Origin of the sequence: Sinorhizobium glycinis, from assembly GCF_001651865.1 — a bacterium.
GTDB classification, from domain to species: Bacteria; Pseudomonadota; Alphaproteobacteria; order Rhizobiales; family Rhizobiaceae; genus Sinorhizobium; species Sinorhizobium glycinis.
Window position 1 is genome coordinate 1 of sequence record NZ_LPUX01000038.1, and the last position, 11,035, is coordinate 11,035.

Annotated in this window: 9 protein-coding genes and 5 pseudogenes; 4 read left to right on the forward strand and 10 right to left on the reverse strand. The window is 59.3% G+C overall.

Annotation, left to right across the window (positions count from 1 at the left end; genetic code table 11):
• Positions 1-252: 252 nt before the first annotated feature.
• A pseudogene (locus tag AU381_RS00650) lies at positions 253-546 on the forward strand (helix-turn-helix domain-containing protein); the annotation flags it as partial.
• A 22-nt stretch (positions 547-568) separates the two neighbouring features.
• Here the strand turns inward: AU381_RS00650 and AU381_RS31000 are convergent.
• Complete coding sequence (locus AU381_RS31000; protein ID WP_015633592.1) at positions 569-898, reverse strand: DUF5372 family protein; 330 nt, start codon at positions 896-898, stop codon at positions 569-571.
• Between AU381_RS31000 and AU381_RS27920 the strand changes: the two are divergent.
• The 3 genes and pseudogenes from AU381_RS27920 to AU381_RS00665 all read left to right on the forward strand — a co-directional run.
• Positions 874-1,134, forward strand: a pseudogene (locus AU381_RS27920) (IS21 family transposase); the annotation flags it as partial. The gene AU381_RS31000 and the pseudogene AU381_RS27920 overlap by 25 nt on opposite strands.
• A 40-nt stretch (positions 1,135-1,174) precedes the next feature.
• Positions 1,175-1,996, forward strand: coding sequence for a hypothetical protein (locus AU381_RS31170; protein WP_425288606.1), 822 nt, complete (start codon positions 1,175-1,177; stop codon positions 1,994-1,996).
• Positions 1,993-2,316 carry a transcriptional repressor TraM gene (locus tag AU381_RS00665; protein ID WP_014858045.1) on the forward strand — a complete coding sequence of 108 codons (324 nt, stop codon included), beginning with the start codon at positions 1,993-1,995 and terminating at the stop codon, positions 2,314-2,316. The genes AU381_RS31170 and AU381_RS00665 overlap by 4 nt, the downstream gene beginning before the upstream one ends.
• 3 nt (positions 2,317-2,319) lie before the next feature.
• Here AU381_RS00665 and AU381_RS29365 read toward each other — a convergent pair.
• The 9 genes and pseudogenes from AU381_RS29365 to AU381_RS00720 all read right to left on the reverse strand — a co-directional run.
• Positions 2,320-3,032 (reverse strand): annotated as a pseudogene (locus tag AU381_RS29365) (autoinducer binding domain-containing protein).
• A 302-nt stretch (positions 3,033-3,334) separates the two neighbouring features.
• Positions 3,335-4,629, reverse strand: a pseudogene (gene trbI, locus AU381_RS00685) (IncP-type conjugal transfer protein TrbI).
• Between the two features lie 11 nt (positions 4,630-4,640).
• On the reverse strand, positions 4,641-5,087 hold the full coding sequence (gene trbH, locus AU381_RS00690) for a conjugal transfer protein TrbH (RefSeq protein ID WP_014858040.1): 447 nt from the start codon (positions 5,085-5,087) through the stop codon (positions 4,641-4,643).
• A gap of 3 nt (positions 5,088-5,090) precedes the next feature.
• Positions 5,091-5,903 carry a P-type conjugative transfer protein TrbG gene (gene trbG, locus AU381_RS00695; RefSeq protein WP_014858039.1) on the reverse strand — a complete coding sequence of 271 codons (813 nt, stop codon included), beginning with the start codon at positions 5,901-5,903 and terminating at the stop codon, positions 5,091-5,093.
• Between the two features lie 17 nt (positions 5,904-5,920).
• Entirely contained in the window at positions 5,921-6,583 is a 663-nt protein-coding gene (locus AU381_RS00700) for a conjugal transfer protein TrbF (RefSeq protein WP_014858038.1), read from the reverse strand.
• 23 nt (positions 6,584-6,606) lie between these two features.
• A complete protein-coding gene (gene trbL / locus AU381_RS00705) occupies positions 6,607-7,782 on the reverse strand; it encodes a P-type conjugative transfer protein TrbL (RefSeq protein WP_014858037.1) in 1,176 nt (391 codons plus the stop codon).
• The gene (gene trbK, locus AU381_RS00710) at positions 7,776-7,973 is read right to left on the reverse strand and encodes an entry exclusion protein TrbK (protein WP_014858036.1); all 198 of its coding nucleotides are present in this window, start codon (positions 7,971-7,973) and stop codon (positions 7,776-7,778) included. Before trbK ends, trbL begins: the two co-directional genes overlap by 7 nt.
• Positions 7,970-8,773: a P-type conjugative transfer protein TrbJ gene (gene trbJ, locus AU381_RS00715; protein ID WP_014858035.1), complete on the reverse strand. Its 804-nt coding sequence runs from the start codon at positions 8,771-8,773 to the stop codon at positions 7,970-7,972. Before trbJ ends, trbK begins: the two co-directional genes overlap by 4 nt.
• A pseudogene (locus AU381_RS00720) lies at positions 8,745-10,958 on the reverse strand (conjugal transfer protein TrbE); the annotation flags it as partial. The gene trbJ and the pseudogene AU381_RS00720, both read right to left, overlap by 29 nt.
• Positions 10,959-11,035 lie beyond the last annotated feature (77 nt).

Sequence of the window (11,035 nt, forward strand, 5' to 3'; positions counted from 1 at the left end):
GATAAAGCGGATCACGAGCAACTTCTGACATGGCCCATGTACGCACATCTTCCTCAGCCGTCGGTTAACTTTACGGTGCCCAATCCGTCAGCCCGATCGCGAGATTGTTATCGATACCGGATCAATACTCCCCAAATGTGCCGTTTGAATCTTCCCCAGTTTGCGCCGTGACCGGTCTTCCGGGGCGCGCCCCGGAAGATTGGTCGCATGTCATCACCGATACTACTTCCGATTGTCGGAAGGGGGATGTTGGTGATCAAGCTCGGGGAGATGATGATGATCTTGGATTTGCATCGACAAGGCTTATCGGTGTCGGCGATCGCCAGGCAGACCGGCGCGGACCGAAAGACTGTCCGCAAGTATATCGATCGCGGTCTGGAAGCGCCGGCCTATGGGCCAAGGAGACCACGCGCGACGGTGATAGACCCATTCGCTGCTTATCTTCGGGAGCGCGTGGCGGCCTATCCTGGGCTAACGGCGCGACGACTTCTGCGCGAGCTGAAGGAGCGCGGCTACAGCGGCGGCTATACCGCTGTCACCAAAGCGGCATAAATTGCCTGACACGCATTCAGCCGCCATGGCTGCGCTCGATTTGCTCGATCAATGCCGCCAGGGTTGCCAGATCATCTGGACGCACGAACGACCTACCGGCCGCGATCTCAATGAAAACATCGGGGGCAGCGACGTCCGTCCATGACGCAAGCAGAGAGCGAAGCCGCCCATCCGCGTCGTAGAACATGACGCGGTCCTCGCCCCAGTTCTGCTTGCGTGTCGACAACACGAAGCGCTGGCCGCGCCACGGATGGAACGGGTGCGTGACCTCGAATTCTATACGCGCTTGAGTGTCAGTACGAACTGCAGTCCTGGACTTGAAAGAAAGCCAAGGTCGAGAGGCCATTCCGCTACATACGCGAAGACTTCTTCCTGGCTCGCTCGTTCCGCAACCTTGATGACCTGAACGCGCAGCTGCGCCATTGGCTGGATACCGTCGCCAATCCCAGGGTGCATGCCACGACCTTGCGCGTCGTCAATGAGGCTTTCGCCGAAGAGCGATCTCATCTACGGCCACTTCCCCTGGCCCGTTTCCGATCGGTCCTGAAGCTGGAGCGGCGAATCTCGCGTGACGGCATGGTCATGACGCTGTTGCAACGGCTATGGCTCGGGAGACCCGCCGATGAGCGCCGCCCTTGATGCTATGCCGTCGATGATCGAACGCATCCGTCACGATCTCGTCGGCCTCAAGATGCCGCGTGCTCTCGAGGCGCTCGACCACGTGGTCCGCCGCCTCGAGCATGGCGAACTCTCAGCCCTGGAAGCAATCGACATCCTTCTATCGGAGGAACTGACCCTGCGTGAGAACAGCCGCATCAAAACGGCTCTTCGCATGGGACGCCTTGCAACCATCACCATCCGCCATCCCAAATCTCCAGCTCTTGCCGAAAACCATCTGGCAGAATCCTCAATGTTCACAAACACGCGAAATCAATGGGATGTAAGCGGCGCATACGCTCGATTTTACCCTGCAGTAGGATTATTCGCCTCATCGCGTGCCAAACGGAGTCTCATCAGTCGGGGTAACCAACTCGACGTGACTAACACCCAAGGCTTGAGCCAGCTCATAAAGAGTAATCACGGTAGGGTTGCGTCGCCCGCGCTCAAGGCTGCTCAGATATTGTTGGCTGAAACCGGAACGAGCTTCGACCTCTTCCTGTGTCAGGCCCTTCTCCCGACGCAGGCGGGCGAAATTAGAGCCGACCAGCTTGCGCATATCCATGCGCTGAAAGATCGTCGTTTACACACCATAAGTTTATCAACTAAAGTATGTAAACGCGGCGGCTCGGAACGCCCGTCGGCTCGAAGCAGTTGTTTAAATGTCGAGTTTAGATTCAACTGCCTTGCCTCAAGCCCAGAGAATTTGGCTGTAGCGGCTAGACCGATACAATGCCGACCTTGGGTGCTGGGCAGTGAGGAAATCAAATCAGGGAGAAGCGGATGAACGATATGGGCTCATCCGAGGTGAACGACGAAAGCAAGGAGAAAGAAGCGCGCTACAGTGTCATGACCAAGTCAGAGCTTGAGGCACTGGCAGTTTCCGCGATTCGCGAACACCGCCGGCTCCTCTGGGCCGATCAGGCCGTTTACGAGGAGTGGTTGCGCGCAAGCGACGATCCGTCGATTTCCGGTCCGGTCCTCCAGACGCTCCAGGATGAGTACGTTGCACGCCAGAAGAGGTCGGAGGCCCAACAGGAGGAGCTATCGGACATTCTGGACGCGCTTGGCTTTGTGCCCGACGTGCCTTTCGACGATGACAACTAGAACTCAGACCAGGCCGCGATCCTTGGCAATGGCAACGAGTTGCGGCACTGATTCCGCGTCAAGCTTTGCACGTGCTTTATCGAGATAGTGCTGCACGGTTCTGGCATTGATTCCAGTGAGGTTGGCGGTTACGGACGCAGTTTTTCCCTTCGAAGCCCACACCAGGCAAAGCATCTCGCGCGGCGACAGCATTTGCTTGGGATTAAGCACCGTTTTCGCCGCAATGATCTTCAATTGGTAGTGCACCATCATCAGCAATTGAACTGCCTTTTTGGGAGATCGAGCACGCCCGAAATGTCCACTTTCCTTTCCGGCGATGCGAAGGTCAGCATCATCGCGGATCCGTAGCTTCCCTCCACGGGAATGGTGACGCCGCAGCGAATGCCGTGGCTGATTGCCTCGTCACGAAACCGCCGAAGAGGAGACGATCCTCGGGCAGGCCAAGCGTCGGCGGTCCAGAAAAAAACGTCCCGCCGGCGCTTTGCTTCCGCCAGCACGGGATCGATGTTGAAATAGTCGCTACCGAGGTAGATGCTTTCCCATGGTCCGGGATAGGAATGGAACGTCCTAACCTGGGTGCCGTCTTTTTGCAGGTAGGCGAACCTGTCATACCCGCAGGAATGCGCGAAGCTTCTAAGAGCAATCTTGATCATGTGCCCATCTTGCGCGGCTTCCAGCATATCGATGAGCGAGCGAAGGTTTCCGTTCACGGACATCTCTCCTATCTTCTTGACCGCCGAGCTCGTCCTTTGCGAAACGAGCGGCCGTTTGGGCAATCGGGTCATGACTGCGATTTACGCACACAATTACTTTTTGCGGCAACCGCAGGTTAATACAGCATGCGGAGTATTCCCTCGGACCATGTACATTAGCACTACCTGTGGAGATGCAGCTTTCAAGCCACGTCGGCCTAGAAATAGTACAAGTGAGGAAAGGTTTTGCGCTGCAGTGATTGTAGCGCCACACCGCGCGCCAACCAGCGGCAGATACGGAGATCAGATCTGTGGGCCCTGCGCCGCTAATTGTCACGATAGGCGGACGGAAAGATGATGTCCTGGTCAACGAGGACATTGAACTTATAGCCGGGTCGGATGCGGATTGTTGGCTGGACGTTCAGGTTCTTCGATATGGTCTGCTCAGCCACCCGGCCGAACGATTCAGCGAAGTTTCGGCGTACGGCGTCTGAGGCAGTATCCTGTGTCGCCAGCGTCGAGCTCTCGGGCATCGACATGTCGATTCCGGTCCCAATCAGCGCGATCAGCGCTGCCGAACTCCAAGTGCGCCAGAGATGCCGGTCGACCTTGTCCTTGAAGCCACCATAGCCCTCGGCGTCCGTGCCAGCATACCGCCAATCTGCAGGGTCGATCCATTTGGGAAAATGAGATCGGTCCAGACGACGAGAACGCGCTCCTGGCCAAACGAGACCTTTGAGTCATAGCGCCCGAACAGTTTGGCGCCCTGCGGGATAAGCAACCGGTAGCCGGTGGCGCTGTCATAGACATTCTGGCTGACCTGCGCTGTGATGCGACCCGGGAGGTCGGAATTGAGGCCGGTGATCAAGGTGGCGGGAATGACCGAGCCGCGCTTCAACTCATAGACCGACATCTGCGGCACGACCCGATTTGGGAGGTAGCCAACATCCTTGATGTCCTGGTTGAAGAAATCCTCCTTCGACGCCTGGGCGTTCGGATCGAGGTTCTCGCCCATGATCCCCGATTTCATGGCGGCGGCGTAGAGGTCCGACGCATTGTTGGTTGCTGCCGTGGGATTTTGACCGGTGTCACTGGCGTTCCTGGCTACTTTCTCGACATCGGAAATATCCACCTTCAACGGCGAGTCCAAAGCGGTTGCTCGTGCCTGCAGCCGGGCCATCCGCTGCCGCTGGACCTCGCGGATAATTTGTTCGTCCTGCTCGCGCTTCAGGCGCGCCTTCCATTCTTCCTCCGTTTCGAGCCGCGCGCGTCGCTCTTCCGGTTCCGTAGGCCGGTCGACGACAGTCGGTTCCTTGTCGACCTTCTGTTTCATGGCGGGCGTCGGCTGAAACGCTTCCCGTTCCACCGGCTCGCCGATGATACCGTCGGTGACGCCGCGCTTGAGCTGGTCGCCGAAATTCGTTGCCGGGGTATTCGATGCGCTGTGGATATCATTGTTGCGGTTGAACGGAAGACCGCGCCATGCCAGTCCGATGACGACGACGCCGACGAACAGCGCAACGATGACGATGGCGACGATGATCGGCAGGCGATTGAGACGGCGCATGCCGTTCTGATCTTCTGTCTCGTTGGCGGCACCAAGCCGCAGAGACTGGACCATATCTGTCTCCGTCAGTTGCGCTGCATGATGGAAAGCGGACTTGCCGGCACAGCACCCGCTGCCGTTGCCGAGTAGGCCCGGCCAAGCGCGATAGAGGGCGTCGAAAGTCGCGCGAGCACCTGACCGTCAACACCGTCGATCGAATAGCCGAGCTCGACCAGTTTCACGTCCTTGCCGACCCTGCCGACCTTGCCATCAGTCACGACCGTATAGCCCCAGCCTTTCAGCGCCGCCTCAAGCGCGCTCGCGAAATCCGACGAGTCTTTTTCGATCTTGATGGTCGTCGTCGCAGACGGGCCGATCTGCTCGGCGAGCCGGCTTGCCATATCGCCGGCAATCGCGCTCGCCGCGGGCCCGGTGACGGTGGTTGGCGTGGAACTGGTCGTCAGCCCGTCCTCGGCCGTTTGGCAGCCGGAAAGAATAGCCACCGTAACGAAGGAGATCAGAAGCTTCCGCATCGTTCAGCCTCCCCGCCGAATAGTGATCTTCTGCTGCCGCCAGCCGACGCCGGAGACGAGGATCGCCTTGTCGACCGCGTAGTCCACGATCATCATGTCATTCTTCATGCGGTAGTTGACGATGCGGTTTTGGCCGCCGCTGACGACGAAGAGCACCGGCGCGTCCTGTCCGGAGATCGATTTCGAGAATTGGACGTAGGTTTTTGCGCCGTCCGAATAGACCCGTTTCGGCTTCCACGGCGCGCTCCCGCTGACCGAGTAGGAGAAGTTCGGCTTGTCGGGTGCCGTTCCTGGAATGCCGCCGGTCTCGAGCCTTGAATTGATGTCAGCAAGCTTCGTCGAAACGTCCTCCGTATACTCGAAACCGACCCGGGCCATATACTGGCTCGGATGGGATTTCAGCTGGATGTGATAGGTGCGGCGCGACGTCGTGACCACCATCGAGGTCACAAGTCCGGGCTCCGATGGCTTGACGATCAGGTGGATCGCCTGCCCGCCTATGGCACCCGATGTCGCAGGTTCGACCTTCCAGCGCACGCTATCGCCAACGAGAACGTCACGGACGATTTCGCCGCCTTGCAATTCGATATCGCAGACCTGCAAGGGCGAGCAGACGACCGACGGCTGCGTCTCGCCGTACAGGAAGATGACCTTGCCGTCGGGACCAGTCGTCACCAACCCGGCCGTGCCGCGCCATTTCCTCGAAATACTGGTGCCCTTCACCTCATTGGTGGTCATGCTCTGCGCTTCAGCGGCGCTCGCAAAGACGAGTGTTGCCAGGCAGCCGGCGGCTGCGATCAATCCGGTTCTGTGCATTGAGAATTCCCCTGCCCTTAAAGCTGCGCTGTCCAGTCAAAATCCCGGACATAAAGGCCGATTGGATTGAGGCGGATGGTTGCCTCGTCCTGCGGCGCGGTGAGTGTCACCGTCGCGATGCCCCGGAACCGGCGCGTGCCGATCTCCTTGCCCTTGCGGTCCCGTTCGTATTCGGTCCAGTCGATCTGATAGGTCTGGTTTGAGAGCGCCACGATGTTGTTGACTTCGATCGCGACCGTTGCGGTTTTCGCCTTCTCGAATGGCGAATTGCCTCGGAACCAGGCGTTGATCTTCTCCGTCGATGGATGCGAGGTCCGAAGGAGCGCGTAGGTGCGGTCGATATATTGTTTCTGCACCGCGGCGTCCGGCGTGATCGAACGGAAGCTGGTCACGAAATTGCCGAGCGTGGCGCGCACTACCCGCACATCCGCATATTCAATCTGTTCGGGGAAACCGGTCGTGACCGACGTGCCAAGCTTGTCGACCTGGACGATGTAAGGCACGAGCTTGACCTCGGTGCTGAGATACATAGCATATCCGAAACCGATTACGGCCATGGCCAGGCCCAGAATGCCGACTGTGCGCCATGCCGCGGCGGCTCGCACATAGGATCCGTATCGTTCCGTCCATTCCTGCCGCGCGGCAAGATAGGGGTTTTCGGGGGCGCGGTTCGCTGCCATCGTCTATCACTTTCTGATTGCTGTTAGTCTTTGCGTTCGGGAGGTGGCTTGTGCCCGCTATGACCGCCCCGGCTCTCATCGAGCTTGGCGTTGGCGAGGCCGAGGATTGATCCGGCATAGGCGCCGGGTGAACCGATCGCCTTTTCCTTGGCGGCAGAACCAGCAGCACTGCTGGCGGATCCGATCCCCGCGCCGAAACCCCGAAGCGCCGCGCCGGCGAGGGATGAACCCGCCGCTCGTGCCGACTGACCGGCCGTGAAACCCGTTCTCGCGGCGCCGCCCGCGAGGAACCCAGCGCCGGCGGCGAAGGATGCCGCCTGGCCGCCGTGACGGATCGTTTCCATCCCCCCGGAAACCGAGGCGCCTTGCACTACACCTTGGATGATGCTCGGCACGTACATGGCGATGATGAAAACCACGACGGAGATGCCGGCGATCGCCAGGGTCGTGACAAATTGGTCGGAAGACGCGGTTGGAGCATTCGCCAGGCCCAAGAGGACCTGCGATCCAATCTTAGCTATCATCACGAGCGCCATCAGTTTCATGCCGACGCCGAAGGCATAGACAAGATATCGGACAGCGAAGTCTTTCGTGAAAGAGGAACCGCCAAGCCCAAGCATGATCATGCCAGCGAGCAGGCCGACATACATCTCGACCATGACCGACACGAAAATTGCTGCAACCAGCGAAAAGCAGATGACCACGACACCCATCGCCAGCACCGCAGCGATTGCGAGCGCATTGTCCTCGAAGACGTCGAACTGGGCTTGCTGCGACATTTGTGAGGCGACCCGAATGCCAGCGTCGAAGATTTCAGCGGGGGATGCCGAGCCCCCGCCAGCGCCGATCTGGAACAGGCTATCGATCACGGCGCGCGCGAAGGTCGGGCCCTGCGTCAGAACGAAAGCAAAAAATCCGACGAACATGATCCGCCGGACAAGCTCAGCAAACCAGCTGTCGAGCGAAGCCGCCTGGAGCGCCAGCGAGATGGCTGCGATGCCGATCTCGATGGTGGCCAAAATCCAAAACAGCGATTTCGCCGCGTCAAGGATGGTGGTTTCCCATCCTTTCGCGGCTGCCGAGATGTGGTTCTCCAACTCCGTGAGGACTAGTCCTTCCTGCGCGAAAGCGCGTGCCTCGAAGGCGACATAAGCCAAGCCTGCAATCAGCAACGAACGTGCAAGACTGATCTTCACCATCTTGGACCCATCTCCTGACCATCCTTGATCGGCGGAAGCGCCTTCCCCGCGCCGAAGAATTTTTCTTTGGCGGTGCGTTGCTCCTCAGGTGCGGATGGGTTGGAGGCTCTGGAGTTGACGATCAGCGCTGTCGCTGTGGTCGAAACCGCAGGGACGAGGATCACTAAGGCAATGATAACGGCGCGGCTCACCAGCGTGGCTCCATTTTCTGACCTTCCGGAATGCTCTTGACGTCGGCGTTGAAGAATTTTTCCCGCCGTGCTTGCGCCAGGTCCTTGTCGGTCTGCTCCGTCTGGAGCCAGGTTCCCATCATGGTCATCTGCTGCGAGACAAGGCCGCGGAGCTTTTGCATCTGCCCGACCTGTTGGGCCGCGATTTCGTGGCCCACCTGCAGAGCCTTCATCTGCCCGTCAGCGGTCTCTGACATCGAGCGCAGCGAGGACATTGTCGTTTCCTCGCTGTCGAACTGATCGGCCGTGAGGCTCGCCGCATTCAGCGTGCTGGCAATCGTATCGCGGTTGGTGTCCGACCAGGTTTCATAAGTCGAGGAGAATGTCTCATTCCTTGGCAGGTTGGTCTTGAGGGTTGCATAGCTCTGGAACCGCTGCTGCAGTACGTCGTCGGCGTTGCCCATGGAAAAGGCGATGCTCTGACCTTGATCGACGATGCTGCGGAGCCGATTGAGATCACGCTCGACCTGCCCCCACATATGAGACGGAAGCGTCGCCGTGTTCTGGAGCAGGTTCTGATAGATGTTCAGCTGCGTCTCGATCTGTTGTGCGAGCTGGCTGATCTGGGTGAGTTGGTTCTGAATTTGCTCATTGGACTTCCCCACCAGAGCAACCAGCTCCCCATTGTTGAGAACCTGCGTCCACTCGGTTGCGGCGCCAGTGGCGGTGCCGGCACCGACCGGCTCGCCTGTGCCGACCGTTACGGCGACGACCGCCAGACCGGCGAGCAATTTATTCGACATTGAACAGCGACGCGGCATCGTGAACTCCTCTCATCTGAAGCCAGTGGACCGGCCAGTCGCGGTCGTATTCGGAATGAAGTGTTCGGATGCGCTTCAGATCTTCCTTGCCGGATGCGCCAACGAAACTAAGCGCCACCGGACCGAGCACCATATCAAAAAGCCGCCGGCCTTCAGGGGTGACGACACAGTATTCGCGCTTGGGAGTGGCGTTCGAAACGATCTCGATCTGCCGCTCGTTGAAGCCGATCCGTTCGTAGAACTCGCGCGTCCCGGGTTCGCGAGCGGCCCCATTCGGAAGGCAGATCTTCGTCGGGCAGGACTCCTTCAGGACGTCGATAATTCCGGACCGCTCGGCATCCGAGATCGACTGGGTCGCAAGCACGACAGCGCAATTCGCCTTGCGTAGCACCTTCAGCCACTCCCGGATTTTACTGCGGAAAACTGGATGGCCGAGCATCAGCCAGGCCTCGTCGAGCAAGATCAGACTCGGGGATCCATCGAGCCGCTTTTCGATGCGCCGAAACAGATAGGTCAGCACCGGGACGAGGTTCCGCTCGCCCATGTTCATGAGCTGCTCGATTTCGAAGGTCTGGAAGGCGCCGAGGGTGAGGCCATCCTGTTCGGCGTCGAGAAGCTGACCCATTGGGCCGTCGACCGTATAATGATGCAGCGCGTCCTTGATCTCGCGCATCTGCACGCCGCTCACGAAATCGGAGAGCGATCGCCCGGGAGCGCTGGCCATGAGGGTGACCTGGCGGGACATGGCATTGCGATGATCGGGCGTGATAGTGACACCCTGCAGAGCGACCAGCATCTCGATCCACTCCGCGGCCCAAGCCCGATCGGCGTCACTTTCGAGATCCGACAGCGGACAAAAGGCCAGTGCCTTACGCCCTTCCGCATTGTCGCCGCCGATCTCGTAATGATCGCCCCCGGCAGCCAGCGTCAGCGGTAGGAGCGCGCTTCCTTTGTCAAAGGCGAAGATCTGGGAACGATCATAGCGTCGGAACTGTGCCGCGATCAGCGCCAGCAGCGTGGATTTGCCGGACCCCGTCGGACCAAAGATCAGTGTGTGGCCGACGTCGTCGACATGCAGGTTCAGCCGGAACGGTGTCGAACCGCTTGCAACCTGCATCAGTGGCGGAGAATTGGGAGGATAGAAAGGGCAAGGTGCGACCGGGCTTCCCGACCACACGGAGTTCAGCGGAATGAGATCGGCGAGATTGCTGGTGTTGATCAGCGGTTCGCGGATATTGCAATACCAGTTGCCGGGCAAGCTCCCGAGATAGGCCTCGGTCGCGTTGAGCGTTTCGATCCTCGCCCCAAATCCTTCGGCCTGGATCAGCCGGCGGATAGCCTCGGCTTTTTCCTGCAGCGCTTCGCGATCACTGTCGAAGAGAATGATCACGGGTGTGTAATAGCCATAGGCGACAAGCTGCGAAGACGCTTGCGCGATGGCATCTTCGGTTTCGGCCACCATTGTCATGGCGTCCCGGTCGACCGACCGGCTTTGCGTCTGAAATAGCTGGTCGAAGAACGGCCGGACCTTCTGCTGCCACTTCTTGCGCGTGCGTTCGAGCTTCTGACGCGCCTCTTCCGCATCAAGGAAGATGAAGCGCGACGACCAGCGATACGTCAAAGGCATGAGGTCGAGGCTGTTGAGGATGCCCGGCGAGCTCTCGGCGGGGAGCCCGTCGATCGCCACGACACCGAGGAATCGGTTCTCGACCTTCGGCGTCAGACCATGCTCGAGTTCGGCGGTCGCGATCCAGTCGAGATACATGGGAGCAGCTGGCAATCGGATCGGATGGTTTTCGCCGGTGATGCAGAATCGGATAAATTGCAGCAGTTCATCATAGCGGGCGACACGCTCCCCTCCCCTCTCGGCGGCCTCGCGCGTTTCCATGCGCCGGATCGAAAGGGTGTTGGCGAAATACTGCTCGATCTCGCGGATGGCGTTCTTGTCCGCATAGGTCTTCCTACGGCTCTCCTCGTCCGAGTAGATGTATTTGCTGAGCGCTGTCTTTTTGGCCTCCGACGGCCGATAGGTCAGGATGAGCGCATGCTTGCTTTCGAAATGTCCTCGCTCGCGCGCGAAATGCGCCCGTCGCTCAGCGTCAATTGCGCGCGTCACAGCATCGGGGAAATGGCAGCGGACTTCCGAGGGATAATCGTACGTCGGGATACGGGCGGCTTCGACTTGATGATGTGGACGCCCCCGCGCCGGCGGTTGCCGCTATGATGCCGGCCAGTTACCCGCAGCAAAAGAGGAGCGTTGAC

Excerpts from the sequence above, each read along its gene's own strand:
- trbJ (WP_014858035.1), bottom strand. The coding sequence starts at position 8,773 with ATGCCGCGTCGCTGTTCAATGTCGAATAAATTGCTCGCCGGTCTGGCG.
- AU381_RS00665 (WP_014858045.1), top strand. The coding sequence starts at position 1,993 with ATGAACGATATGGGCTCATCCGAGGTGAACGACGAAAGCAAGGAGAAA.
- trbL (WP_014858037.1), bottom strand. The coding sequence starts at position 7,782 with ATGGTGAAGATCAGTCTTGCACGTTCGTTGCTGATTGCAGGCTTGGCT.
- AU381_RS31000 (WP_015633592.1), bottom strand. The coding sequence starts at position 898 with ATGGCCTCTCGACCTTGGCTTTCTTTCAAGTCCAGGACTGCAGTTCGT.
- trbH (WP_014858040.1), bottom strand. The coding sequence starts at position 5,087 with ATGCGGAAGCTTCTGATCTCCTTCGTTACGGTGGCTATTCTTTCCGGC.
- trbG (WP_014858039.1), bottom strand. The coding sequence starts at position 5,903 with ATGCACAGAACCGGATTGATCGCAGCCGCCGGCTGCCTGGCAACACTC.
- AU381_RS00700 (WP_014858038.1), bottom strand. The coding sequence starts at position 6,583 with ATGGCAGCGAACCGCGCCCCCGAAAACCCCTATCTTGCCGCGCGGCAG.
- AU381_RS31170 (WP_425288606.1), top strand. The coding sequence starts at position 1,175 with ATGAGCGCCGCCCTTGATGCTATGCCGTCGATGATCGAACGCATCCGT.